Annotated in this window: 21 protein-coding genes; 8 read left to right on the top strand and 13 right to left on the bottom strand. The window is 74.4% G+C overall.

Annotation, left to right across the window (positions count from 1 at the left end; translation table 11 throughout):
• Positions 1-12: 12 nt before the first annotated feature.
• The 5 genes from ACGIF2_RS05150 to valS all read right to left on the bottom strand — a co-directional run bounded on the left by ACGIF2_RS05150 (position 13) and on the right by valS (position 7219).
• On the bottom strand, positions 13-1836 hold the full coding sequence (locus ACGIF2_RS05150) for an AMP-dependent synthetase/ligase (RefSeq protein WP_396044184.1): 1824 nt from the start codon (positions 1834-1836) through the stop codon (positions 13-15).
• A gap of 56 nt (positions 1837-1892) precedes the next feature.
• Positions 1893-2735, bottom strand: coding sequence for an amino acid ABC transporter ATP-binding protein (locus ACGIF2_RS05145; RefSeq protein ID WP_396044182.1), 843 nt, complete (start codon positions 2733-2735; stop codon positions 1893-1895).
• Positions 2732-3580, bottom strand: a complete 849-nt coding sequence (locus ACGIF2_RS05140; RefSeq protein WP_396044180.1) for an amino acid ABC transporter permease — start codon at positions 3578-3580, stop codon at positions 2732-2734. Before ACGIF2_RS05140 ends, ACGIF2_RS05145 begins: the two co-directional genes overlap by 4 nt.
• A 1-nt stretch (position 3581) precedes the next feature.
• A complete protein-coding gene (locus tag ACGIF2_RS05135; RefSeq protein ID WP_396044178.1) occupies positions 3582-4364 on the bottom strand; it encodes an ABC transporter substrate-binding protein in 783 nt (260 codons plus the stop codon).
• Between the two features lie 152 nt (positions 4365-4516).
• On the bottom strand, positions 4517-7219 hold the full coding sequence (valS, locus tag ACGIF2_RS05130) for a valine--tRNA ligase (RefSeq protein ID WP_396044176.1): 2703 nt from the start codon (positions 7217-7219) through the stop codon (positions 4517-4519).
• Positions 7220-7370: 151 nt separating this feature from the next.
• On the opposite strand from valS, the gene ACGIF2_RS05125 reads away from it, so the two are divergent.
• Both ACGIF2_RS05125 and ACGIF2_RS05120 read left to right on the top strand, forming a co-directional pair.
• Complete coding sequence (locus tag ACGIF2_RS05125; protein ID WP_396044174.1) at positions 7371-8378, top strand: TIGR03557 family F420-dependent LLM class oxidoreductase; 1008 nt, start codon at positions 7371-7373, stop codon at positions 8376-8378.
• A gap of 40 nt (positions 8379-8418) precedes the next feature.
• Complete coding sequence (locus tag ACGIF2_RS05120; RefSeq protein WP_396044172.1) at positions 8419-9201, top strand: coenzyme F420-0:L-glutamate ligase; 783 nt, start codon at positions 8419-8421, stop codon at positions 9199-9201.
• 23 nt (positions 9202-9224) lie between these two features.
• Here the strand turns inward: ACGIF2_RS05120 and ACGIF2_RS05115 are convergent, their stop codons facing one another.
• From ACGIF2_RS05115 to ACGIF2_RS05105, 3 genes are all read right to left on the bottom strand, one after another.
• Positions 9225-9731 (bottom strand): RDD family protein, encoded by a 507-nt coding sequence (locus ACGIF2_RS05115; protein ID WP_396044170.1) that lies wholly within the window; start codon positions 9729-9731, stop codon positions 9225-9227.
• Positions 9732-9871: 140 nt separating this feature from the next.
• Positions 9872-10645, bottom strand: a complete 774-nt coding sequence (locus ACGIF2_RS05110) for a putative F420-0 ABC transporter ATP-binding protein (RefSeq protein WP_396044168.1) — start codon at positions 10643-10645, stop codon at positions 9872-9874.
• Positions 10642-11760 (bottom strand): putative F420-0 ABC transporter permease subunit, encoded by a 1119-nt coding sequence (locus ACGIF2_RS05105; RefSeq protein ID WP_396044166.1) that lies wholly within the window; start codon positions 11758-11760, stop codon positions 10642-10644. Before ACGIF2_RS05105 ends, ACGIF2_RS05110 begins: the two co-directional genes overlap by 4 nt.
• Positions 11761-12116: 356 nt before the next feature.
• Between ACGIF2_RS05105 and ACGIF2_RS05100 the strand changes: the two genes are divergently transcribed.
• The 4 genes from ACGIF2_RS05100 to ACGIF2_RS05085 all read left to right on the top strand — a co-directional run bounded on the left by ACGIF2_RS05100 (position 12117) and on the right by ACGIF2_RS05085 (position 18057).
• Positions 12117-13481 (top strand): aspartate aminotransferase family protein, encoded by a 1365-nt coding sequence (locus ACGIF2_RS05100; protein ID WP_396044164.1) that lies wholly within the window; start codon positions 12117-12119, stop codon positions 13479-13481.
• 79 nt (positions 13482-13560) lie between these two features.
• The gene (locus ACGIF2_RS05095; RefSeq protein ID WP_396044162.1) at positions 13561-14322 is read left to right on the top strand and encodes an SDR family NAD(P)-dependent oxidoreductase; all 762 of its coding nucleotides are present in this window, start codon (positions 13561-13563) and stop codon (positions 14320-14322) included.
• A 58-nt stretch (positions 14323-14380) separates the two neighbouring features.
• Positions 14381-16225, top strand: coding sequence for an ABC transporter ATP-binding protein (locus ACGIF2_RS05090; protein ID WP_396044160.1), 1845 nt, complete (start codon positions 14381-14383; stop codon positions 16223-16225).
• Positions 16222-18057: an ABC transporter ATP-binding protein gene (locus tag ACGIF2_RS05085; protein ID WP_396044158.1), complete on the top strand. Its 1836-nt coding sequence runs from the start codon at positions 16222-16224 to the stop codon at positions 18055-18057. Before ACGIF2_RS05090 ends, ACGIF2_RS05085 begins: the two co-directional genes overlap by 4 nt.
• A gap of 2 nt (positions 18058-18059) precedes the next feature.
• On the opposite strand, the gene ACGIF2_RS05080 is transcribed toward ACGIF2_RS05085, so the two are convergent.
• A complete protein-coding gene (locus ACGIF2_RS05080; RefSeq protein ID WP_396044156.1) occupies positions 18060-18755 on the bottom strand; it encodes an HAD hydrolase-like protein in 696 nt (231 codons plus the stop codon).
• A gap of 121 nt (positions 18756-18876) precedes the next feature.
• Between ACGIF2_RS05080 and ACGIF2_RS05075 the strand changes: the two genes are divergently transcribed.
• Positions 18877-19419, top strand: coding sequence for a phosphoribosyltransferase (locus ACGIF2_RS05075; RefSeq protein ID WP_396044154.1), 543 nt, complete (start codon positions 18877-18879; stop codon positions 19417-19419).
• A gap of 5 nt (positions 19420-19424) precedes the next feature.
• Positions 19425-21179 carry a glycoside hydrolase family 9 protein gene (locus tag ACGIF2_RS05070; RefSeq protein WP_396044152.1) on the top strand — a complete coding sequence of 585 codons (1755 nt, stop codon included), beginning with the start codon at positions 19425-19427 and terminating at the stop codon, positions 21177-21179.
• Here the strand turns inward: ACGIF2_RS05070 and ACGIF2_RS05065 are convergent.
• The 4 genes from ACGIF2_RS05065 to ACGIF2_RS05050 are packed head-to-tail and all read right to left on the bottom strand — an operon-like array spanning position 21163 to position 25252.
• Entirely contained in the window at positions 21163-21804 is a 642-nt protein-coding gene (locus ACGIF2_RS05065; protein ID WP_396044150.1) for a hypothetical protein, read from the bottom strand. The two genes, ACGIF2_RS05070 and ACGIF2_RS05065, sit on opposite strands and share 17 nt — an antisense overlap.
• A gap of 23 nt (positions 21805-21827) precedes the next feature.
• Positions 21828-22502 (bottom strand): response regulator, encoded by a 675-nt coding sequence (locus ACGIF2_RS05060; RefSeq protein ID WP_396044148.1) that lies wholly within the window; start codon positions 22500-22502, stop codon positions 21828-21830.
• Complete coding sequence (locus tag ACGIF2_RS05055) at positions 22499-24508, bottom strand: sensor histidine kinase (protein ID WP_396044146.1); 2010 nt, start codon at positions 24506-24508, stop codon at positions 22499-22501. Before ACGIF2_RS05055 ends, ACGIF2_RS05060 begins: the two co-directional genes overlap by 4 nt.
• 45 nt (positions 24509-24553) lie before the next feature.
• Entirely contained in the window at positions 24554-25252 is a 699-nt protein-coding gene (locus ACGIF2_RS05050) for a hypothetical protein (protein ID WP_396044144.1), read from the bottom strand.
• Positions 25253-25559 lie beyond the last annotated feature (307 nt).

The following is a 25559-nucleotide window of genomic DNA, read 5'->3' as shown; positions in this document are numbered from 1 at the left end:
GCCTCGACCCGCTCAGCGTGCGTCCGAGGAGCCCCGCCTGTCGACGTACAGCTCGTCGATCACGTCCGCGAAGTCGGTCAGGACGAGGGCTCGCTTCACCTTGAGGGACGGCGTGAGGTAGCCGTTGGCCTCGGTGAAGTCGAGCGGGAGGATGTGCACCTTGCGGATCGACTCGGCGCGCGAGACGGCTTCGTTGGCGCGGTCCGCGGCGCGGTCGAGCGCGGCCACGACGGTGGGGTGCGTCGAGGCGGTCACGACGTCCATGGGGGGCAGGCCGTGCGCGACGAGCCAGCCGGGCAGCATCTCGGCGTCGAGCGTGACGAGGGCCCCGATGAACGGGCGTCCGTCGCCCACCACCACGACCTGGCTGACGAGCGGGTGGCCGCGGAAGCGGTCCTCGAGCACAGCGGGGGCGACGTTCTTGCCACCGGCCGTGACGATGATCTCCTTGGAGCGACCCGTGATCTTCAGGTATCCGTCGGCGTCGAGGGTGCCCAGGTCTCCGGTGCTGAACCAGCCGTCGACCAGCACCTCGGCGGTGGCCTCGGGGTTGTTGTGGTAGCCCCGGAACACGTGCGGGCCCGTCACGAAGATGTTCCCGTCGTCGTCGACGCGCATGCCGGTGCCGGGGAACGGGGGGCCCACCGTGCCGATCTTCGTCAGCGCCGGCATGTTCACGGACGTCGGGGCTGTCGTCTCGGTGAGGCCGTAGCCCTCGAGCACCCGGACGCCGATGCCCCGGTAGAAGTGACCCAGGCGCTCGCCGAGCGGCGCGCCGCCCGAGATCGCGTACTGGACCTTGTTGCCCAGCGCGGCGCGCAGCTTGCGGTGCACCAGGGCGTCCGCGACGGCCATCTCGGCGCGCAGCACGAGGCTCGGGCCGCCGGGGGTGTCCGATGCGCGCGAGGACGTGATCGCGACCTTCGCGGCCCACCGGAACAGCTTGAGCTTGGCGCCGGCGCCGGCCTTCTGCTCGGCCGAGCTGTAGACCTTCTCGAACACGCGGGGGACCGCGAGGATGAACGTCGGATGGAACGTGCCCAGGTCGGCGAGGAGGCTGCGGGTGTCCGGGGTGTGGCCCAGCACCGCGCCCGAGGCGATCGTGAGCACGCCGATGAACCGCGCGAACACGTGCGCGAGCGGCATGAACAGCAGGGTCCGTGCACCGGGGACAGCGCAGATCTCGTGCAGCGAGTCGACCGCGAACAGCGTCAGCGAGACGAAGTTCCCGTGCGTGAGCTCGACGCCCTTGGGGCGTCCCGTGGTGCCCGACGTGTAGATGATCGTGGCCAGGTCGGCACCCGTGGCGATCGCGCTGCGCCGGGCGATCTCGGCGTCGGTCACGTCGGCGCCCGAGGCGGCGAGCGCGGTCAGGTCGCCCTCGTCGATCACGAGCACGTCGGTCAGCTCGGGCAGCTCGCTGCGGGCCTGCTCGGTCACCGAGGCGTGCGCGGCCGTCTCGACGATCGCGAGGCGCACCCCCGCGTCGGAGAGGATCCAGCGCACCTGCTCGACCGACGACGTCTCGTACACGGGGACGCCGACAGCCCCGGCGGCCCAGATCGCGAAGTCCGCGAGAGTCCACTCGTAGCGCGTGCGCGACATGATCGCGACCCGGTCACCTGGCTCGACGCCGCGGGCGACCAGGCCCTTGGCAGCGGCGGTGACCTCGGCGGCGAAGGCCGCGGCGGTCAGCGGCGTCCACGTCCCGCCCAGGCCCGACGAGCGCTCGATCAGCGTGCCGTGCGGGGCCGTGGCGACCCGTCGCGCGAGCAGGGTGTTGATGCTCCAGCTCGGGTCGACGTCGACCGGGCTGGGGGTGTGGAACTCGGGCATGGGTGCTCCAGGTCGAGGGACAGGCCATTCGACCTTAGTCGAGCGGGTAGGTGGCGTCAGTCGCGGGTCGTCGCAGGTGCCGGCGAGGCACCCGTGTGCTGGTGCGTGGGATCCAGCACACGCTGGAGGAACATGCGCGTGCGCTCCTCCTGAGGGGCGTTGATCACCTGCTCCGCGGGGCCCTGCTCGACGACCACGCCCTCGTCCATGAAGACGACGCGGTCGCCGACCTCACGCGCGAACGCCATCTCGTGCGTGACCACGAGCATGGTCATCCCGGCCTCGGCGAGGTCGCGCATGACACCGAGCACGTCGCCGACGAGCTCGGGGTCGAGCGCGGACGTCGGCTCGTCGAAGAGCATCAGCTGGGGGTCCATCGACAGCGCCCGGGCGATCGCCACGCGCTGCTGCTGACCGCCCGAGAGCTGGCCCGGCAGCGCGTGCGCGCGGTCGGCCAGGCCCACCCGGTCGAGGTTCTCGAGCGCGATGCGCTCGGCCTCGGCGCGCGAGCGCTTGAGCACGCCCCGCTGCGCCACGGTGCAGTTGTCGAGCACGGTGCGGTGGGTGAACAGGTTGAACTGCTGGAACACCATGCCCACGTGCGTGCGCACCAGGTCGATGTCGACGTCGGGGTCGGTCACCTCGGTGCCCAGCACCTCGATGGTGCCCGCGGTGGGCTGCTCCAGGAGGTTGACGCAGCGCAGCAGCGTGGACTTGCCCGATCCGGACGGGCCGATGATGCACACGACCTCGCCCGCGCGGACCTCGAGGTCGATGCCGCGCAGGACCTCGCGCTCGCCGAACGACTTGCGCAGTCCCGAGATCGCGACGACCGGGGTCTCGGCGACGGCCGACCCGGCGCCGGGGGAGTCGAGGGGGGTGGGGGACGTGGACGTCATGCGCGGCGCCCCTTTCCGGAGGAGCGGTTCTCGAGCCAGCGGGCCAGCAGGCCCAGCGGGATGGTCAGGCACAGGTAGCACGCGCCGACGACGAACAGACCGGTGAGGCCGCCGGTGGCGTTGGTGAGGGCCTCACGGCCGATCTTCGTGAGCTCGTACTGGGCGGTCCCGAGGCCGAGCAGGAACACCAGCGAGGTGTCCTTGGTCAGCAGGATGACCTCGTTCGTCATGGGTGGCAGCACGATGCGGAAGGCCTGCGGGATGACGACGACGGCGAGCGTGCGCGAGTGGGACATGCCGAGCGAGCGGGCCGCCTCGACCTGGCCGCGCGGCACGGCCTGGATGCCGGCGCGGAGCGTCTCGGCGATGTACGCGGCCGAGACCATCCCGAGCGCGATCGCGACCTTGGTCGTGACCGAGCTGATCTGCACGTCGAACGCGATCGGCACGGCGAAGCCGATCGTCAGGACGACCAGCAGGGCCGGGATGCCGCGGAAGAACTCGATGTAGACGGTCGCGATCCAGCGGTACGCCCGCACGGTCGACAGCCGCATGAGTGCGAGCACGGTGCCGAGGCTCAGGCCCACCGCGAAGGCCGCGATCGTGTAGACGACCGTGTTGCGCAGGGCGCCCCCGAGGCTCGGGAGCATCTCGCGCGCGACCGTCGGGTTGAAGAACGAGGTGCCGACTCGGGCCCAGTCGGTGGCGAACGCCACGACGACGACGGCGACGAGCAGCACCCCGTACTGGATGCCGCGCGAGATGCGGGCGCGCCGGCGCGGACTCATCCGGCGCCGGGTGCTCCCGGGCCGTTCGAGCTGGTGCTGCTGCGTCGTCGTCGTCATGTCAGCCCTCCGTGGGGGCGGTGCCGATGCGCGCGGAGTAGATCGTGTCGTACGTGCCGTCCTCGTGGATGCGCGTGAGGGTGGCGTTGATCGCGTCGAGGAGCTTCGTGCTGCCCGTCTTGACGCCCATGCCGTACTGCTCGCCCGTGGGGAACGTCGCGGCGACCTCGAAGCCCTGCGAGGTGTACGGGCCGAGCACGGCGATGTCGTTGACGACGGCGTCGACCTGGCCGGTCTCGAGGGCCTTGATCTGCAGCCCGAGCTCCTCGAACTGGATCGTCTCGAGACCGTTCTCCTCGGCCCAGGTCTCACCCGTGGTGGCCTGCTGCACGGCGACGGTCTTGCCCGCGAGCGAGGCGACGTCGGTGATGCCCGAGCCCGCGGCGACCAGGAGGCCCTGGTCGGCGTCGAAGTACGGCTCGGAGAAGTCGAGCTTGGCCTCGCGCTCGGGGGTGATCGTCATGCCCGACGTCACGATGTCGCAGCTGCCCGTGTCGAGGTCCGTGCCGGACTGCATCGTCTCGAACGCGGAGACCTTGGTGCTGAGCTCGACGTCGAGGTCGGCCGCGACCTCCTTCACGATGTCCATGTCCAGGCCGACGACCTCGCCCGAGGAGTCGGTGTAGGCGAAGGGCTCGAACGGCGGGTTCACGCAGACCGTGAGCTTGCCGGCCTCGACGAGAGGGACGCCGCTCTCGGAGGTCGCCTGCTCACCCGACCCGCACGCGCTGAGGGCCAGGACGGCGGCCAGGCCGAGGGGGGCCAGGCGGCTGACGGTGTTCATGGAAGCGGTGTCCTCTCGGGGATGCACGGTGTCTGTATGAGTATGCACGCTCGATCGAATGTATTCAAAATGCGGTGGCCGCGGCGGCACGCCCGGACACGTCGGTGCCGCCGGCGGTCAGGACCGCCGACGGCACCGAGGGTGTCGAGAGCTCAGCGCTCCTTGGGGGGTGCGGGCAGCAGCTCGGCGTCGCGGGCGACCACGGCCTCGCCGTCCTCGGCCACGACGTCGAGCTCACCGGTGACCCGGCCTGCGGCGCGCACGTCGCCGAGCGCGAGGCCGACACCCGCCGCGAGCGCCGGCGGCACCGCGAGCGTCACCTTCGCGATCTCCGTGCGCATCGAGACCTTGGCCTCCGACTTGACCTTGCGCAGCGCCGCGAGGGCCGCCCCGGCCGCACCCACGACCGCCGCGTCGGCGTCACCCGCTGCCGCGCGCAGCGGCTCGGAGGTGGGCCACGGCGCACGGTGCACCGAGCCCTCGCGCCACCACGACCAGACCTCCTCGGTCGCGAACGGCAGCACCGGGGCGAACAGCCGCAGCAGCGTGTCGAGCGCGACACCCAGCGCGGCCCGCGCCGACGCCGTCTCCGCAGACACGACGTCGTCCGCCGCACCGCCCGCGTACGCGCGGTCCTTGACGAGCTCGAGGTAGTCGTCGCAGAACGTCCAGAAGAACGTCTCCGAGAGCTCGAGCGCGCGCGTGTGGTCGTAGGCCTCGAGCGCAGCCGTGGCCTTGTCCACCACGTCCGCCAGGCCCGCGAGGATCGCCTGGTCGAGCGGCTCGGTCACGAGCGACGCGTCGAGGAGGCGGTCACGCTGCTCGGGCGAGCCGAACGACAGCACGAACTTGCTCGCGTTGAGCACCTTGATGGCCAGGCGGCGGCCGATCTTCATCTGCCCGACCTCGAAGGCCGCGTCCGTGCCCAGGCGCGCCGAGGCCGCCCAGTACCGGACCGCGTCCGAGCCGTGCTCCTCGAGCAGGCCCATGGGCGTGACGACGTTGCCCTTCGACTTGCTCATCTTCTTGCGGTCCGGGTCGAGGATCCAGCCCGAGATCGCGGCGTCCGACCACGGCAGCGTGCCGTGCTCGAGGTGCGAGCGGACGACCGTCGAGAACAGCCACGTGCGGATGATGTCCTGGCCCTGGGGGCGCAGGTCCATCGGGAAGACGCGCGCGAACAGGTCGGGGTCGGTGCGCCAGCCGCCCGCGATCTGCGGCGTGAGCGAGCTCGTGGCCCACGTGTCCATGACGTCCGGGTCGCCCACGAACCCGCCGGGCACGCCGCGCTGGTCCGCCGTGTAGCCGGCGGGCACGTCGCTCGCGGGGTCGATCGGCAGCGCGTCCTCGCTGGGCACGATCGGCTGGTCGTAGACCGGCTGGCCCTCCGCGTCGAGCGGGTACCAGACCGGGAACGGCACGCCGAAGAAGCGCTGCCGCGAGATGAGCCAGTCGCCGTTGAGGCCACCCACCCAGTTCTCGTAGCGCACGCTCATGAAGTCGGGGTGGAAGTCGAGCTCCTCGCCGCGCGCGAGCAGCTCGGTGCGCAGCGCCGTGTCGCGACCGCCGTTGCGCAGGTACCACTGGCGCGACGTGACGATCTCGAGCGGCTTGTCGCCCTTCTCGAAGAAGTTCGCCTTGCGCTGGGTCGCCACGGGCTCGCCGTCCAGGTCACCGCTCTCGCGCAGCGCGTCGACGACCACGGTCCGGGCCGAGAAGGTCGTCTTGCCCGCGAGCTCGGACCACAGCGCGGGGGCGGTGACCGCAGCGCCGTCCACGAGCCACGCCGGCACCTCGCGCAGCAGGCGCCCGTCGCGCCCGATCACCGAGCGGGTCGGCAGCTGCAGCTCGCGCCACCAGATCACGTCGGTCAGGTCGCCGAACGTGCAGCACATCGCGATGCCGGCACCCTTGTCGGGCTCGGCGCCGGGGTGGGCCAGCACCGGGACGTCCACCCCGAACAGGGGCGAGCGCACGGTCGTGCCGAACAGGTGCTGGAAGCGCTCGTCGTCGGGGTGCGCGATGAGCGCGACGACGGCGGGCAGCAGCTCGGGGCGCGTGGTCCCGATGTAGACCGGCTCACCCGTCGAGCCGTCCTCGTCCACGCGGTGGAACGCGACCTTGTGGAACGCGCCCGGGTAGTCGCGGGCCTCGAGCTCGGCCTGCGCCACGGCCGTCTGGAACGTCACGTCCCACAGGCCCGGCGCCTCGGCCTGGTACGCCTCGCCGCGGGCCAGGTTGCGCAGGAACGCCTGCTGGGCGACGGCGCGGGCCTCGGCCGAGATCGTCTGGTAGTGGTGCGCCCAGTCGACCGACAGGCCCAGGTAGCGCCACAGCGCCTCGAACTGGCGCTCGTCCTCGACCGTGAGCCGCTCGCAGAGCTCGACGAAGTTCCGGCGCGAGATCGGCAGCTGCTCGGCCGCGCGACCGCTCGTGCCCTCGCCGCCGACCTGCGGCGGGGTGAAGTCCGGGTCGTACGGCAGCGACGGGTCGCAGCGCACCCCGAAGTAGTTCTGCACGCGGCGCTCGGTGGGCAGGCCGTTGTCGTCCCAGCCCATCGGGTAGAACACCTCGCGGCCGCGCATGCGCTGGAAGCGCGCCACGACGTCGGTGTGCGTGTACGAGAACACGTGGCCCACGTGCAGCGAACCCGAGACGGTGGGCGGCGGGGTGTCGATCGAGTACACGGCCTCACGCGGCTGGGTCCGGTCGAACGCGTAGGTGCCCTGCTCGGTCCACGCGGAGTCCCAGCGCTGCTCGAGACCGTCGAGCGAGACCTTGTCGGGTACCTGCTGGGCCGTCGTCCGCGGTGGGGTCGTCGCGGCGGGGGACGTGTCGGCACTCAGCTCGGTCATGGGCAACATCTTCCCAGATGTCGATGCGCGTCCGTGCACGTCCCGGGTCACCGCCCCGGGTGCCTGCACGGGAACATTCTCGTCATCTTCGGTGTCTACTGTCGGAGGAGGCCCGAACGGCGGGCGCGAGGTCGACGAGAGGTGCACCCACGTGGCAGCGAGCGGGTTGACGGTCGGGTACGCGGCTGCGCTGGAGCAGTTCCACCCGACGGAGGTGGTCGAGCTGTCGGCGTACGCCGAGTCCCGGGGGTTCTCCGGGGTGATGGCCGCGGACCACTTCCAGCCCTGGCTGCCCGCGCAGGGCCAGGCCGCCTTCGTGTGGAACGTGCTGTCCGCGCTGGGCGAGCGCACCACGGGCGACATCGGCCCCGGGGTCACGGCACCGACGTTCCGGTGGCACCCCGCGATGATCGCGCAGGCCTCCGCGACGCTGGCTGCGATGTACCCGGGTCGGCACTGGCTCGGGCTCGGCTCGGGCGAGGCGCTCAACGAGCACGTCGTGGCGCCGTACTGGCCCGAGGCCCCGGAACGCATCAACCGGATGTTCGAGGCCATCGACATCATCAAGAAGCTCTTCAGCGCCTCGCTCGCGGGCAAGGACACCAAGCACGCGGGCACGTTCTTCAAGCACGAGTCCACGCGGCTGTGGACCATGCCCGAGGTGCCGCCCGAGATCCTCGTCGCGACCGCCGGTCCCGTGACCGCCAAGCGTGCCGGGCGGCACGCCGACGGGCTGATCACCGTGGGTGCCCCGCTCGAGAAGATCGCGGGCCTGTTCGCCCGCTTCGACGAGGGCGCCCGCGAGTCCGGCCGCGACCCGGGCACCATGCCCAAGGTGCTGCAGGTGCACATGTCGTGGGCCGAGACCGACGAGCAGGCCATGGCGAACGCCCTGACCGAGTGGCCCAACGGGGGCATGAAGTTCCCCAAGGCCGACATCCGCTCGCCGTTCGACTTCGAGCAGATGGCCAAGCTCGTGCGCCCCGAGGACTTCGCCGGCCGGCTGGTCATCTCGGCCGACCCCGACGTGCACCGCGCCGAGATCCAGAAGTACGTGGACCTCGGCTTCGACCGCATCTACCTGCACAACGTGGGCCGCAACCAGCGCGAGTGGGTCGACGTGTTCGCGCGTGACGTGCTGCCGAAGCTGTCGCGGTGACGGTGACGGTGCTGGTGATGCGGGCGGGCAGGGCGGGACGATGAGCGACGAGCTGCGCGTGTGGGCCCCGGCGGGCATGCCCGAGGTGCGCCCCGGTGACGACCTCGTGGCCCTCGTCGGGGCGGTCCTCGACGCCGCCGGTCCCGACCGGGGCCCCGCGGACGGCGACGTGGTGGTGGTCACGAGCAAGGTCGTCTCGAAGGCCGAGGGGCGCGTGGTGGCCGCGGCCGACCGCGAGCAGGCCATCACGGACGAGACCGTGCGCGTGGTGGCCACCCGCGAGCACGCCACCGGCGTGACGCGCATCGTCGAGAACCGGCTCGGCCTGGTCATGGCCGCCGCGGGCGTCGACGCGAGCAACACCCCCGAGGGCACGGTGCTGCTGCTGCCGCTCGACCCCGACGCCTCGGCCCGGGCGCTGCGCGCGGGGCTGCAGGAGCGTTTCGGCGTGCGGCTCGGCGTGCTGCTGAGCGACACCGCCGGGCGCCCGTGGCGCACCGGGCAGACGGACCTCGCGATCGGTGCGGCGGGCGTGCGGGTGCTCGAGGACCTGCGCGGCACGACCGACACGCACGGCCGGGCGCTGCAGGTGAGCATGGCGGCTGTGGCCGACGAGATCGCGGCGGCCGCCGAGCTCGTCAAGGGCAAGGCCACCGGGCGTCCCGTCGCCGTGGTGCGCGGGCTCGGGCACCACGTCACCGACGAGGACGGCCCGGGGGCGCGCAGCCTCGTGCGGACCGGTCCCGACGACATGTTCGCGCGGGGCAGCGCCGAGGCGTACGCCGACGGCTGGAAGGACGCGACCGCCGCCGGTCGTCCCTGACGGCGGCCGCGTCCTCGGGTCGTTCAGCCGTTCGTGACGACCACCGAGCTCACGATCTTGTCGGCGAACGTCTGGCGCCTCGCGTCCCACAGCGGCCAGAGGTACCCGAGGAACAGGAAGTTGTCGAGCACGTGCAGCAGGTCGCGCAGCAGCGCCATCCCGACGCCGACGGGCTGACCCGTCGACGTGAGCACGAGGCGGGTGCCGAGGGCACGCTTGCCGAGCGTCGAGCCCGTGCGGCCGCCGAGCAGCCCGATGTTCCAGACCCACAGCGCCAGGTCGAGAAGGATCAGCACGACGATCACCAGGGCCCCGGCGGGGGTCAGCACCGCGGTGCCCGTGGTGGCGCCGGGCTCGGACATCGTCGCGGCGACGACCTCCGCGATGATCGCGAGCGGGAGGTACAGCAGGATGTCGAGCAGGCGTGAGCCGACCCGGCTGATCCACGGCGCGTAGGGCGCCGGGGCCGCGACGTCGCCGTAGGGCAGCGGGGCGGGGGTGGGCGGTGCGACGGGCAGGGGAGAGGTCATGGGGCTGCTCCTGAGGGTGGGGGGTCTGACGTGCGGCGCGGTGCGGCGCCTGCTGGGCTGGCGACGAGCGCAGTATGCCCGTCTCTGGGCATCTCCGGGCCGGTTCGTCCCCTGCCGGGCAGGACGCGTGCGCGGTGGGCTCAGGCCGGGTCGAACGTGAGCACAGGCCGACCCGTGCGTGGGTGCCGCAGCACAGTGGTGGCGACCCCGTAGACCTGGTCCACGACCCCCGGCACCAGGACCTCGTCGACCGGACCCGCCGCGACCACACGACCCGCAGAGAGCAGCACGACGTGGTCGCAGAACGCCGCCGCGAGGTTCAGGTCGTGCAGGGCCGCGAGCACCCCGGTGCCCGCGTCAGCGAGCCGGCGCACGAGCCCCAGCGTCACGAGCTGCGCGTGCACGTCCAGGTGGTTGGTGGGCTCGTCGAGGAGCAGCAGCTCGGGCTGCTGCGCGAGGGCCCGGGCCAGGTGGACACGCTGGCGCTCGCCGCCGGAGAGGGTGTCCAGGCGCCGTGCCGCGAGCCCGTCCGCGTCGACCGCGGCCAGGGCGTGCTCGACGACGGCGAGGTCCTCGGGCGAGTCGCCCGCCCACCGGGACCGGTGCGGCGTGCGCCCGAGCAGCACCGCGTCGCGCACCGTCAGGGGAACCTCGGTGGCCGACTCCTGCTCGACGAGCGCGACGCGGCGGGCCCGCTCGCGGCGACCGAGCGTGCGCAGGTCCTGGTCGCCGAGCCGGACCGTGCCCGCGTCGGGCGCACGGACCCCCGCGACGAGACGCAGCAGCGACGACTTGCCCGAGCCGTTCGGGCCCAGCAGCCCGGTCAGGGTGCCCGGTGCGACGGCGACCTCGACGTCGTCGATGATCAGGTGCCCGCCGGCCGACCAGCTGACCGCCCGCGCGTCCAGGCTCATCGTCCGACCTCCACGTCGCCGCGCGCCCGCCACAGCAGCCACGCGAAGACCGGGGCGCCGAGGAACGCGGTGAGGATGCCCACCGGCAGCTCGCGCGGCTCGAACACCGTGCGCGCCGCGGTGTCGGCCCACACGAGGAAGCTGGCCCCCACGAGGGCCACGACGGGCAGCAGGTGCCGGTGCCGGGCGCCGACGACCAGGCGCACGGCGTGCGGCAGCACCAGGCCGAGGAAGCCGATCGACCCGCTGACCGAGACGAGCGCACCCGTGAGCAGCGCGACGATCGTGAGCAGCACCCAGCGCGTGCGGGCCACGTGCACCCCGAGGGCCGCGGCCGCGGTGTCGCCGAACGCGAACGCGTCGAGCGTGCGGCCCGCGCCGACCAGCGCGGTGCCGAGCACCAGCACCGCGAGGCCCGCGATCGCGACCGACGACCACGTCGAGCCGGCGAGCGACCCGAGCAGCCAGCCGAGGATCTCGCGGTACGAGTCGCCCGTGGCCGACCAGAAGATCGCGAAGCTCGTGGCCGCCGCGCACAGCTGCGAGACCGCGAGACCCGCGAGCACGGTGCGGGTGGGGGTCAGCGCGCCGAGCGACCCCGCGAGGGTCAGCGTCGCGGCCAGCGCGGCGAGCGCCCCGACGAACGCCGCGACGGGCAGCACGAGCGCCACGCCCAGCAGCAGCACCGCGACCGCGCCGAGCGAGGCCCCCGAGGACAGCCCCAGCAGGTACGGGTCGGCGAGCGGGTTGCGCGTCAGGCTCTGCATCACGGCACCCGCCACGGCCAGCCCGGCACCGACGGCCGCGGCCGTCAGGACGCGGGGGAGCCGCAGCTCCCACACGATCGCGTCGGTCAGCCGGGGCACGCCGCCGCCACCGAGCCCCAGGTGCGCGCCGATGCTGCGCAGCACGTCCCCGACCGCGATGTCCGCGGGCCCGATCGTCACGCTCACCACGAGCGTGGCGGCGAGCACCCCGAGCAGCGCGGCCAGCACCGCGGCGAGCCGCAGGCCCCCGCCCGCACGGTCGTCGCGCCCGTCACGCCCGTCGCGCGCCGGACGCCCGCGGTCGCCCGGCACAGGGCGGGTGGGTGGGCGGACAGCCGGCAGGCTCATCGGGCGGTGCTCCCAGACGTGCGGCCCGGTGCGCGCGGGACCGGGCAGGCAGGTGGACGGTGGGGCGCACGTCGCGCCGGGGGACTCGCCGCCCAGGTCCGGACGGCCGCACCGGACGAAGCGTCGTCCGGGGTCCGGCTTCACCCTAGAGGCTCGCCACGGGCCGTCGCGACGCGGGACGCCCCCGGACGCCCGGCGCCAGGTCAGGGGGTCGCGGCGAGCACGAGGGCCTGCGCGACGAGGTCGACTGACCGCCGACCGGTGCGGCGCGGCTCTAGAGTCGTGCCGCACCGGCGCGGGGCTCGCCCGAGCACGACGCCACGCCACGCACCGCCCGACCTCCGAGGAGACGGCACATGAGCACCCACCAGTCCACGACCGGCGCGACTGCGCCAGTGACGGCCCCCGGCGCCGGGTCGGGCGACGACGCGACCGCGCGTGCTCTCGACGCGCACGTCTTCCACTCGTGGTCCGCGCAGGCGCAGCCCACCGCGTTCGTGCTGGCGGGCGGCTCGGGCAGCCACGTGTGGGACCACGCCGGTCGGCGGTACCTCGACTTCTCCTCCCAGCTCGTCAACACGAACATCGGCCACCAGCACCCCAAGGTCGTCGCGGCGATCCAGGAGCAGGCGGCCACGCTCGCCACGGTGGCCCCCGCGACCGCGAGCCTCGTGCGGGGGCGCGCCGCCGAACGCGTCCTGTCGCACGCGCCGGCCGGCATGAGCAAGGTCTTCTTCACCAACGGCGGCGCGGACGCGAACGAGAACGCGATCCGGTTGGCCCGGCTGCACACGGGACGCGACAAGGTCGTCTCGGCCTACCGTTCGTACCACGGCAACACGGGCGCGGCGGTGGTCGCCACGGGCGACTGGCGCCGGGTGCCCAACGAGTACGCACGGGGGCACGTGCACGTGTTCGGCCCCTACCTGTACCGCTCGGAGTTCTGGGCCACCAGCCCCGAGCAGGAGGCCGAGCGGGCCCTGCACCACCTCGAGCGCGTGATCCAGGCCGAAGGCCCCGCGAGCGTCGCGGCGATCCTGCTCGAGACGATCCCGGGCACCGCGGGCGTCCTCGTGCCGCCGCCCGGCTACCTCGCGGGCGTCCGTGAGATCGCCGACCGCTACGGCGTCGTGCTGATCCTCGACGAGGTGATGGCCGGGTTCGGGCGCACCGGCGCGTGGCTCGCGCTCGACCACTTCGACGTGCAACCCGATCTGGTGACCTTCGCCAAGGGGGTCAACTCCGGGTACGTGCCCACGGGCGGGGTCATGATCTCGGCCGAGATCGCCGCGACGTTCGACGAGCGCGTGTTCCCGGGCGGGCTAACCTACTCGGGGCACCCGCTCGCGATGGCGTCGATCGTCGCGACGGTCGACGCGATGGCCGAGGAGGGCGTCGTCGAGAACGCCGCCACCATCGGGCGCGACGTGCTCGGGCCGGGGCTGGCCGACCTCGCCGACCGCCACCCGCTGGTGGGCGACGTGCGCGGTCTCGGGGTCTTCTGGGCCGTCGAGCTCGTGCGCGACGCCGCGACGCGCGAACCGGTGGGCGCCGACGTGATGGGCGCGATCAAGGCCGGCGCGCTCGCCCGGGGGCTGCTGCCCTTCGTCGCCGACAACCGCGTGCACGTGGTGCCCCCGTGCGTCGTCACGCCCGACGAGGCCGCCGAAGGGCTCGCGCTGCTCGACGAGGTCCTCACCGAGGTCGGCGCCCGCATCTGACCGCGCGCCACGCCCGTCCACCCGAGTTCTGTCCCGCTGTCCGTCCACCCTGTCCGTCCACCCCTGGAGTGAGCACCGCATGAGCACCGCCCTGTCCCGTCCGCGCCGCGCCGTCGTCACCGGGGCGTCCTCCGGCATCGGCGCCGCGACCGTCCGCCGCCTGCGGACCGACGGCTGGGACGTGCTCGCCACGGCCCGCCGCGCCGACCGTCTCGCCGAGCTCGCCGCCGAGACGGGGGCCGAGGCGTTCGCCGCGGACGTGACCGACGCCGACGACGTGGCCCGCCTCGCGGCGCACGTGCAGGCCACGGGCGGCCTCGACGCGCTGGTCAACAACGCGGGCGGGGCGTTCGGGCTCGACCCGGTCGCCGACGCCGACGTCGAGCAGTGGCGGGCCATGTACGAGATCAACGTGCTCGGCACGCTGCGCGTCACGCAGGCCCTGCTGCCCGCGCTGCGCGAGCGCGGCGAGGCGGACGTGGTCGTCGTGACGTCGACCGCCGCGCACGGTGCGTACGAGGGCGGCGCGGGCTACACCGGCGCCAAGCACGCCGAGCGGATGCTCGCGACGACGCTGCGCTGGGAGCTCGTCGGCGAGCCGCTGCGCGTGATCGAGATCGCGCCGGGAGCTGTCGAGACGGACTTCTCGCTCGTGCGCTTCGACGGGGACGCCGAGCGGGCCGCCGCTGTGTACGCGGGGTACCAGCCGCTCGTGGCCGACGACATCGCCGACACGATCTCGTGGGCGCTGAGCCGCCCGCCGCACGTCAACGTCGACCTGCTGGTGGTGCGGCCCCGGGCGCAGGCGAGCAACACCAAGACCGCCCGGACCGGGGTGTGACGTCCGGGGGCTGACCACCGGGGTGTGGGACGGAGCCCGGCTCCGTAGGCTGCCCAGAGTGCCTACCGACCCGTCGGTCTCGACGACCCGTGCGCTGGCGCGACTGCTGCACTGGGCGCGTCCCGCCCTGCCGCGGCTGGCTGCCGGCGCGGCGGCCTCGCTCGGGGCCAGCCTCATGGCGCTGGCCGTGCCGCAGGTGCTGCGCGCTGTCGTCAACGGCCCGCTGCTCACCGAGGGATCGCCCCGGGCGCTCGTGCTCGCGGCCGGGCTCGTGCTCGCGCTCGGTGTGCTCGAGGCCCTCCTCGTGTGGTGCCGACGTGCGTTCGTGCTGACCCCCGGCACCCGGATCGAGCGGGCGATGCGCACCGAGCTGTTCGAGCACCTGCTCGAGCTGCCGTCGGCGTTCCACGACCGGTGGTCGGGCGGCCAGCTGCTCTCGCGCATCATGTCCGACCTCGGCATGGTGCGCCGGTGGCTCGCGTTCGGGCTGGTCATGCTCGTGGTGAGCGCGAGCACGGTGGTCGTGGGCATCGGGCTGATGCTCGCGACCGCGTGGCAGCTCGGGCTCGTGTACCTGTGCGGCGCGGTGCCGGTGGTGTGGCTCGGCTTCCGGTTCCGCGAGGACTACAAGGAGGTCGCGCGGCTCGCCCGTGACCAGGCGGGCGACCTCGCGACGACGGTCGAGGAGTCGGTGCACGGCATCCGGGTGCTCAAGGCCTTCGGGCGCGGCCAGGAGGCGCTCGACGACTTCGCCCGGCAGGCCGACGAGCTGCGCTCGACCGAGATCCACAAGGCCCGCACCCTGTCCCGCGTCACGTTCGCGCTCGGCGCGCTGCCCGAGGCCGTGCTCGCGGTGACGCTCGGGCTGGGGGTCTGGCTGGCCGCCTCCGGGAGCGTGAGCGTGGGGGCGCTCGTCGCGTTCTTCGCGACCGCCGCGGTCGTCAACGCCCCCGTCGAGCGGCTGGGCCAGCTGCTCGCGATGACGCTCGACGCGCGCGCCGCGACCGACCGCGTCGTCGAGGTGATCGACACCGCGAACCCGCTCGCCGACCCGCCCGTCCCCGTGCACCTGCCCGCCGCCGACCCGCGCGGTTCGCGCGTCGTGCTCGACGCCGTGCACTTCCGGCACCCGGCCTCGCCGCCCGACGCCCCGGACGTGCTCGACGGCGTGGACCTCGAGCTCGAGCCCGGGGAGACGCTCGCGCTCGTGGGGCTGACCGGATCGGGCAAGTCGACGCTGGTCCAGCTCGTGCCACGGCTCTACGACGTGACGGGCGGTGCTGTGCGCGTCGACGGGGTCGACGTGCGCGACCTGTCGCGCACCGAGCTGCGCCGCGCGGTGGCGGTCGCGTTCGAGGACCCGGTGCTGTTCTCGACCTCGGTGCGCGAGAACGTGCTGCTGGGCGTCGACACCGAGGCCCTCGGCGAGGCGCCGTCCGACGCGCTGGTGCGCCAGGCGCTCGACGTCGCGAGCGCCGATTTCGTGGACCGGCTGCCGCACGGCACCGCGACCGTGATCGGGGAGGAGGGGCTGAGCCTGTCCGGCGGCCAGCGCCAGCGCATCGCCCTGGCCCGGGCGATCGCGGTGCGACCGCGCGTGCTCGTGCTCGACGACCCGCTCTCGGCGCTCGACGTGACCACCGAGGCCGCGGTCACGACCCGCCTGCGCGAGGTCCTGACCGGCACCACGACGCTCGTCGTCGCGCACCGGACCTCGACCGTCGCGCTCGCCGACCGGGTCGCTGTGCTCGAGGACGGCCGGGTGACCGGCGTCGGCCGGCACAGCGAGCTGCTCGCGACGCACCCGCACTACCGCTACGTGCTCACGGCGCTCACCGCGCTCGACGACGCGGCCGACGAGGCCGTCGCGGGCCCCGGGGCCGGTCGGGGGGTGGACCGGTGAGCCCGACGCGTCCCGCACCCGCCGCCGCGTCCGGGCCGGCCGGCGCCGAGACCTCGACCGACGAGTCGACCCGCGCCGAGCGTGACCTGGCCCGGTCCCGCTCGCTGCGGCTGCTGCGCTCGCTGCTGCAGCCCCTCGCGGGACCCGCCTGGGGCACCGTCGTGCTCGTGGTCGCCGCGCAGGTGGCCCAGGTGGCCGGGCCCGCGCTCGTGGCGGTCGCGATCGACCGCGGACTGCCCGCGCTGCGCGCCGGCAACGGTGTGCCGCTCGTGCTGGCCGCGGGGGCCTACCTCGTGGCGGCGCTCGCGGGAGGGCTGCTCAGCGCCGCGGTGGTGCGCGCCGCGGCCCGCGTGAGCCAGGCGATCCTGCTCGACCTGCGCCGCCGCGTGTTCCGGCACACCCAGCTGCTGAGCCTCGAGTTCCACGAGCGCTACACCTCGGGCCGGGTGATCTCACGGCAGACGTCGGACCTGGACGCTGTGCGCGAGCTCCTCGACGGCGGCATCACCACGCTCGCGTCGAGCGTGCTGGCGATGGTGCTCACCGCCGCGTCGTTGCTGCTGCTCGACTGGCCCAGCGGTCTGGTGCTGCTCGTCGCGGTGGTGCCCGGCGTGGTGCTGACCCGCTGGTTCCAGGTGCGTTCGCAGGTGCAGTACCGCCGCAACCGCACGGCCGCGGCGCGGCTCATCGTGCGGTTCGTCGAGACCATGACGGGCATCCGCGCGGTGCAGGCGTTCCGCCGCCAGCGGCGCTCGGCCCACGAGTACGCGCGCCTCGCCGAGGACTACCGGGTCACGAGCGCCGAGTCGATCCGGCTCAACGGCCTGTTCGACGCGGGCCTCACGCTGATCGGCAACGTGACGGTCGCGGCCGTGATGCTGGTCGGTGGCCTGCGGGTGCTCGACGGTGCGCTCGAGGTCGGGGTGCTGGCGGCCGCGGTGCTGTACGCCAAGCGCTTCTTCTCGCCGCTATCCCAGATCGGCATGTTCTACAACTCGTTCCAGTCGGCGACGGCCGCGCTCGAGAAGCTCGCCGAGCTGCTCGCGGAGGAGCCCGGCGTGCCGGACCCGGCGCACCCCGTCCGGCTGCTCGCCCCGCGCGGCGACGTGCGGCTCGCGGGCGTCGAGTTCGGCTACGGGGACGGGCCGAGCGTGCTGCCGCACGTCGACCTGCACGTGCCCGCCGGCCAGAGCGTCGCGCTCGTGGGCGAGACCGGGGCGGGGAAGTCGACGGTCGCCAAGCTGCTCGCGCGGTTCTACGACGTGCGCGAGGGCGCTGTGCTGCTCGACGGGGTCGACGTGCGCGACCTCGCCCCGACGGACCTGCGGCGCGCGCTGGTCATGGTCACGCAGGAGGCGTACCTGTTCTCCGGATCGGTCGCGGCCAACATCGCGCTCGGGCGCCCCGACGCGACCCGCGCCGAGATCGAGGCGGCGGCCCGCGCGGTGGGCGTGCACGACCTGGTCTCCGCGCTGCCCGACGGCTACGACACCGAGGTGGACAAGCGCGGCGTGCGGCTCTCGGCCGGGCAGCGCCAGCTCGTCTCGTTCGCGCGGGCGTTCCTCGCGGACCCGGCCCTGCTCGTGCTCGACGAGGCGACGAGCTCGCTCGACGTGCCGGGAGAACAGCTCGTGCAGCGCGGGCTCGGCACGCTGCTCGCGGGGCGCACGTCGGTGGTCATCGCGCACCGGCTCTCCACGGTGATGGGTGTGGACCGGGTGCTCGTGGTCGACGGCGGCCGCATCGTCGAGGACGGCAGCCCCGCGGAGCTCGTCGCTGCGGGCGGCCGGTTCGCGGCGCTGCACGCCGACTGGCAGGCCTCGCTGCGCTGACGTCAAGCGCTGCGCGGCACGCCCAGACCGAGCCGGTCCAGCACGCTCGTGACCAGCGCGTCCGGCTCGTCGACGAGCGTCACCGCACCGGCCTCGACGAGCTCGCCGGGGCTCGCGTACCCCCACGTCACACCGATGCAGTCGATCCCGTGCTCGGCCGCGCCGAGCACGTCGTGCTCGCGGTCGCCCACCATGACCGTGCGGGCGGGGCCCGGGACGCGCGCGGCGCCGAGCTCGGCGAGGGCGTGCGCGATCACCAGGGCCTTGGACGACGGCTGCGAGTCGGCGGGGGCGCCGTAGACGCCGTCGACCAGGTCGCTCAGGCCGAACCGGTCGCAGATCGGGCGGGCGTACACCTCGGGCTTGGACGTCGCCACGGCGAGCGTGCACCCGGCGTCGCGCAGCCGCACGAGCGCCTCGACCACGCCCGGGTACACCGAGTTGTCGTACATGCCGCCCGCGGTGAAGGCCGCGCGGTACGCGGCGACGGCCTCGCCGAGCCGCTCGGGCGGCACACCGTGCGCGGGGAACGACGCGGAGATCGGCGGGCCGACGAACGCCCGCAGCGCGGCCGCGTCGGGCACCGGGACCCCCAGCGTGCGGAACGCGTGCGCCACGGACGACACGATGCCGGGCGCGGAGTCGGTCAGCGTGCCGTCGAGGTCGAGCAGGACGAGGGGGGCGGGGCTGTCGGTCATCGGACGATGATGCCTCGCCGGGCCTGGCATCTCCCAGCCGCCCGACCACGCGTACCCCGACGACCGGTGGGGAGGACCTTGGGGGAACGGGACGCCCGTGCGGGCCGATTACCCTGCGGGCATGGCGATCACCGAAGCAGCACCTGGTCAGCTCCTGCCCGTCGACCGTGAGGTGCTCGGCTGGGACGTGTTCGGCGAGGCCGCGCGCGACCTCGCGCAGGCCGTCGTCGACTCGGGCTTCGAGGTCGACGTGGTCGTCGCGGTCGCCCGGGGCGGCCTGCTGCCCGCCGGGGCCATCTCCTACGCGCTGGGCACCAAGGTGTGCGGCGCGCTCAACGTCGAGTTCTACACGGGCGTCGACGAGCGGCTCACGGAGCCGACTGTGCTCCCGCCGCTGCTCGACACGGCCGCGATGGCGGGCCTGCGCGCGCTCGTCGTGGACGACGTCGCGGACACGGGCGAGACCCTGGCCCTGGTCCAGCGGCTCATGGCGCAGCACTGCGACGAGGTGCGCACCGCTGTCCTGTACGCCAAGCCCACGTCGATCGTGAACCCCGACTACGTCTGGCGCCGCACCGACCGCTGGATCACGTTCCCGTGGTCCGCGCAGGCGCCGGTCGAGCGCGCGACCGCGGGTGCGGCCGCGGGCACGGCCGCGGGGTGAGCGACGTGCGCCCCGGACCCGGCGCGTCCGCGCCGGTGCCGCGCGTCCGTGCCAACCAGGTGGGCCACCTGCCCGGGGTTCCGGTGGCGGCCACGCTCGTGACCGACGCGCGCACGCCTGTGCCCTGGCGTCTCGAGCGCGCGGGCCGCACGCTCGCGCAGGGCCTGAGCACCCCCCGGGGGCACGACCCGTCCGCCGGTCTCGACGTGCACACGCTCGAGGTCGGACCGGTGACCGAGGTGGGCGAGGGCTTCACGCTCGTCGCCGACGGCGCCACGAGCGACCCGTTCGCGGTCGGCGCCCACCTGTACGCCCCCCTCGCGGCCGACGCGCTGCGCTTCTTCCACCTGCAGCGCAGCGGCACCCCGATCGGCCCCGAGGTCGCCGGTCCGCGCTACGCCCGGCCGGCGGGCCACGTCGTGAGCTCGCCCCACGGCGGCGACACGCACGTCGCGTGCCTGCCCGCGGGGCGTGCTGCGACCCGGGACGGCGTGGACCTCTACGACGGCTGGACCGACACGCACGTGCTCGACGTGAGCGGCGGCTGGTACGACGCGGGAGACCATGGCAAGTACGTGGTCAACGGGGGCATCGCGGTGGCCCAGCTGCTCGGCACCCTCGAGTGGGTCGCGGCGACGGTCGAGCTCCCCGCGGGGCTCGAGGACGCGCTGCGCGACGAGGTGCGCTGGGAGCTCGGGTGGATGCTGCGCATGCAGGTGCCCGCCGGCTCGCGGTTCGCCGGGCTGGTGCACCACAAGGTGGGCGACGAGCGCTGGACGCCGATCCCGACCCTGCCGCACCAGGACCCCCAGCCGCGCTGGCTGCACCGCCCGTCGACCGCCGCCGCGCTCAACCTCGCTGCCGTCGCCGCGCAGGGCGCCCGCGTGCTCGGCGACCACGACGCGGCGTTCGCCGGGCAGCTGCTGGCCGCGGCACGCACCGCCTACGACGCGGCGCTGCGCACCCCGGACCTGTACGCCCCGGACACGAACGTGCTCGAGAACCCCGGCAGCGGCCCGTACGACGACGTCGACCTCGACGACGAGCGCTACTGGGCGGCCGCCGAGCTGTACCTGACGACGGGGGAGGGCCGCTACCTGGTCGACCTGCGCGCCAACCCGTTCCACCTCGGTGGTGACCGGGACCCGTTCGCTGTGCTCGACTGGCAGCGCGTCGCGGCCCTCGGGCGGATCTCGCTCGCGCGGGTGCCCAGCCCGCTGCCCGAGGCCCCCGACGTGCGTGCTGCGCTCGTGGCCGCGGCCGATGCGCTCGTCGTGATCCAGGCGGACCAGCCCTTCGGCCACCCGTACGCCCCGGCCGACGACCGCTACGACTGGGGCTCGAACGGTCTGCTGCTCAACCACCTCACCGTGCTCGGCGCGGCGTGGGGCGTGAGCGGGGACGTCCGGCACCGCGACGCCCTCGCCGAGGGTGCCGGCTACCTGTTCGGCCGCAACGCGCTCGGGCTGTCCTACGTGACCGGGTACGGCACGCGCGACGTCCACCGGCAGCACAGCCGCTGGTACGCCCAGCAGGTCGACCCGACGCTGCCGCCGCCCCCGCCCGGCACCGTCAGCGGCGGACCGAACTCCGCGACACCCGACCCGGTCTCGTCGGGTGCGGTCGGCGGCCGCCCGGCGCAGCAGTGCTACGTGGACGACATCGGCGCGTGGGGCGTCAACGAGCTGACCGTCAACTGGAACGCCCCGCTGGTGCAGGTCGCCGCGCTGCTCGCCGGGGCGCTCACGCCCCGGCGGTGACCGGGGCCAGGTCCCGCACCCAGCTGCCGTCGTCCCGCGGGGTGAAGCCCGCCCGGGCGAGGTACGTGCGCAGGCCCACGAGGTCGGTGCCCGCGACCACCCGGCGCGCGTGCTCGGCCGCGAACGGACCGGCGTCGGAGTAGAGGAACGACCCGGCTGTGTAGTCGCGGTAGCCCGGGACGACGTAGTCGACCACGAGCCGCCACGACCCGGGGCCGTCGGGCTCGGCGACCACGAGACCGGCCACGACGTCGTCGTGCAGCACGAGAGCGTGCAGCGCACCCGGGGCCGCGGGCAGCGTGGCGGTGGGCGAGAACTGGGCGACGTCGGCGCCGTGCCGGGCGAGGAAGTGCGCGAGCATCGCGTCCTGCGGCGCGACCGGCACCCAGGCGAACGCGCGGCCCGCTCGGCGCGAGCGCACCAGCGACACGATGAACCACACGTTGATGAGGCACAGCGCGGCGTTCATCGCGGCCATGGGCCACACCGCGATGAGGGCGTTGAAGACCAGCAGCGCGAAGGACGCGGCCAGGTTCAGCACGCGGAACCGCAGCATGCGGGACTGGAGCACCGAGTACACGAGGAGCGCGGACCCGGCCCAGCCGAGGAGGTCGACGATGGCCACGCGGTGAACCTAGCGGTCCGGGGTCAGGGACCGGCGGGACGTCGGTCCGGCGCGCCGCCGAGCCCTTCCTCGCGGGCCAGGACGACGGCGGCCGAGCGGTCGGGCACGCCGAGCTTGGTCAGCACGTTCGCGACGTGGTTGCGCACGGTCTTGGGGCTGAGCGCCAGCCGCCGTGAGATCACCGTGTTGTCGTGGCCTGCCGCCACGAGGTCCAGGACCTCGCGCTCGCGGTCGGTGAGCCGCGGGAACGGTGGCCGCACGGCCGTACGACCGGCCAGCACGTAGGCCATCGCCTGCTCGGCGACGGCGGGTCCCAGGATCATCTCGCCCGCCGCGACGGCCCGCACCGCGCGCTCGACGGCGTCGGGCGGGGCGGACTTGAGCAGGTAGCCGCGGGCCCCGGCCCGCACCGAGGCGACGACCGCGTCGGCGTCCTCGTGCATCGTCACGACGAGCACGCGCAGCCCGGGCCGGGTCCGCACGAGCTCGCGCGTCACGTCGACCCCCGAGCCGTCGCCCAGGTCGAGGTCCATGAGCACGACGTCCACGGGCGGGGTGCCGCCTCCGAGCACCTCGCGCGCCTCACGTGCCCCGGCCAGCTGCGCCACGACGCGCACGCCGTCGAGCGAGTCGAGCAGCGCGGCCATGCCCAGCCGGAACACGGGGTGGTCGTCGACGACCGCGACGTCGATGCTCATCGCGCGCCGTCCGGCGTGGGGGCGGGGAGGGACCCGACGCGGGCGGCGAGCGGCAGGCGGGCGTGCACGCGGGTGCCGTGCGGGGCGAGGGCTGTCGTCTCGACGCTGCCGCCGAGCTCCTCGGCGCGCTCGCGCATCGAGCGGGTGCCGACGCCGGGCACGGAGCCGGGGGCGTGGCCCGTGCCGTCGTCGTCGCACACGACCTCGACGCCGGTGCCGGTCAGCACCACGCGCAGGGTGCACGCGCTCGCCCCGCTGTGCCGGGCCGCGTTGAGGACGGCCTCGGCGGCGATGGCGTAGGCGGCTGCCGCCACCGGGGCGTCGAGCTGCGCCAGGTGCTCGTGCGGGTCGGTCTCGACGTGCACGGCGATCCCCGGGGTGCGGTCCGCGAGCTCGACGAGCGCGGCCCCGAGCCCCGCGTCGTCGAGCACCGGTGGCAGCAGGCTGCGGGAGAGCAGCCGGACGTCCTCGACCCGCTGCTCGACCTCGGCCTGGAGCGCGGCGAGGAGCGCGTCGGTCGCCGGGACGTCCTGCTCGAGCAGGTTGCGGGCGCCCTGCAGCCCGAGCCGCAGCCCGCTGAGCCACGGGCCGATCCCGTCGTGCAGCTCGCGTCGGATGAGCCGGCGCTCGGCGAGCCGGGCCCGGGTCGCGGCGTCGCGCGCCCGTTCGAGGTCGCGTGCGCCCTGGGCGAGCGCGAGCCCGGCACCGACCACGGGCAGCACCTGGTCGAGAGCGTCGCGGGTGCGGGCGTCGAGCCGCTCGCCGGGCCGCGGGGTCAGCGCGACCTCGCCCACCACGACGCCGCCCAGGTGCACGTCCGCGCGGACGGCGACCGACGTCGGGGTGCCCCACGCGCCGACCAGGGTGCGGTCGTGGCTCGCGAGCGTGACCGACTCGAGCCGCAGCGTCTCGCCCAGGCTCGCGCACAGCCCCGTGAGCTGGGCGTCGGTGCCCTGCACCTCCGCGAGGCGACGTCCGACGTCGAGCGCGGCCTCGGCGGGGCGGGCCCCCGCGCCGTACACGAGCGTGTGCACCCGGCGTGCGAGCCACGTCCGTGCGGGCTGGGCCGCGAGGACGACGCCGAGCGCGGCGACCGCCTGGGCCGCGGGCGTGCTGTCGGCGAGCGCCGTCGCGACGGCCACGAGCGCCACGTAGCCGAGCGCCAGCCCCACGGTGAGCAGCGCCGCGATGGTGGCCCTGCTCACGGCGATGTCGATGCCCCACAACCGGTTGCGCAGCACGGTGACGAGCAGCGCGGCAGGGAACACAGCCTGGCAGGCGAGGTGCGTGAGCGGCACGGCGAGCATCAGGCCCGGTCCGGCGTCGGTCAGCACGAGCGGCACGAACGAGGCGGCCATGACCGCGGTGCCGAGCGCGAGCAGGCCCAGCCCCGGGCGCTCGGCGACGGGGCCGCGCACGTGCCGCACCCACGTCGCCGCCGCGGTCAGCAGGCCCACGGCCACGACCAGCACCATGAGGGTCGTGGTGTCGGCCATGGGTGCCAGCAGGCGCACGGACGTCAGGGCGAGCGTGAGCGCCCCGCCCAGGACGAGTCCGGACCAGCCGGTCCGGCCGAGCGGGTGGTCGCGCACGAGCCACGGCACCACGAGGAACAGGCCCAGCGTGCCGGGCACCCACGCCCAGCCGAGCGCCCCGGTGAGCCACGCCAGCTCGGGCACGTGCGGGCGGCTCGCGGCGTACGCCCACCACCCGCCGCCCAGCGCTGCCACCGCGCCGCCCACCCCCGTGAGCGCCACGAGGCCCCCGACGACGTGCGGGCGACGGGCGAGCAGCAGCCCCGCGACACCGCCGTACACGACGGCCACCATGACGTCGACCGCGAAGAACAGGGCCTCGCCGTCGAGCGGCACCCGGGCCGCGACGTGCAGCACCACGGCCACGACCGCAAGCGTCCAGCACACCCCCACGAGCACCACCGCGACCCGGGGCGACCCGGGGCGCGGCGGTGCGGGGCGGGACTGCGGTGGACCCGGGTCGCCGGTCATGGCGACACGGTAGGACCTGAGCACCGGTGTCCGATACGTCCTGGTTCAGCGGCGGTCGCCGAGCGCGAACCCGAGCGCCACGACGAGCAGCCACACGGGGCCCGTGAACCCGGCGAGGTACTGGAACGGGGAGATCCCGGCCACGAGCGTGATGCCCCCCAGCAGCAGGCTCACGACGCCGATCCACCGGGGTGCGGCGGAGTGCCGCAGCGACGCCACGGCGAGCGCGACACCCGAGAGCCCCGCCCCGAGCCACAGCCACGGCACGGTCGCGACCCAGTCGGTGTAGAACGCCGCCGACTCGGGCACCAGCACGTCGGGCTCGGCCAGCGCGAGCATGTACTGCGTGTCGAGCCCGCTGCCGAGCAGCAGGGCCACCGCGACCAGCAGCAGCCCCCACCCGGCGACCCGGCCGAGCAGCGACCCGGCCGGTGCCTGCTGGTCGAGCCGTCGGTGCAGGCCCGCGGCGAAGACGGGCACGGCGACCGCGCACAGTGCGGTGACCGTGTGGAACAGCAGGTACGTGCCCTGCTTGCCCGACGCGTCGGCGAGCATCGCCCCCGCGTCGCCCTGGGTGGCCTGCCAGTCGACCGAGCCGGCCAGCGACGTCTGGATGGAGGCGAGGCCGAGGGCGCCGGCGGCGACCCCCGTCCAGGCCCAGGCGCGGCTCGATGCTGCGCGCTGGCCGCGGGGGGCGGGGACCACGGCGTGCGTGGCGGTGGGTGTCGAGGACGAGGTGGGCACTGTGAGCTCCTGGAGGTCGGCGGCCGGGGCCGCGCACTGAGGGTGACCCGGTGAGCGTCCGTGGGGGGTGCGCCCGGGCACCAGGGCCCGGCGCCCGACCTCCCGGGCCGTCGGCGCCCGGGTCGGGCCGCTCGACCAGCCGCCGTGAGGAGTGGCTAGACTGTCGCCACAGGCGTCGACCCGGCCATCACCGGCGAGCCTCCGGAAGAACGGCGCCGCGTGGCGCTCAGTAGAACCGGACGGGTGGGCCCGTCATCGCCTGGAGATCGAGTGGTCGGTCACGTGCTCGCACGGACCGGCAAGCGGG

Source organism: Cellulomonas sp. P22, assembly GCF_044392165.1.
Note: the sequence above shows the minus strand (reverse complement) of the source record. Positions and strands in the feature narration are given on the sequence as shown.